The following is a 232-nucleotide window of genomic DNA, read 5'->3' on the forward strand; positions in this document are numbered from 1 at the left end:
GGTGCGGGTGAGGTCGTCGTCGGTGGCGCGGCGGCGTACCAGGTCGTGGACGAGGATGGCGGCGACGGGGAGCGAGAAGTACGGGGGCTCCAGTTGCTGGCCCGTGGTCCGCCAGGGGATGTCCTCCAGCGGCCAGCGCTCGGCGTCGGAGCGTGCGATGCCCGACCAGTACTGCTGGGTGACCTCCCAGCGCAGTCGGAGGGCTTCGGCGAGCTTCTGCTGTGCGGGGTGG

The 232-nt window shown here is 72.0% G+C and carries 1 pseudogene; it reads right to left on the reverse strand.

Features of this window, described 5'->3' with window-relative positions:
* Positions 1–232 (reverse strand): annotated as a pseudogene (locus KVT44_RS57315) (hypothetical protein); the annotation flags it as partial.

It is taken from the genome of Streptomyces sp. GbtcB7 (genome assembly GCF_019091445.1).
Classification (GTDB): domain Bacteria; phylum Actinomycetota; class Actinomycetes; order Streptomycetales; family Streptomycetaceae; genus Streptomyces; species Streptomyces mirabilis.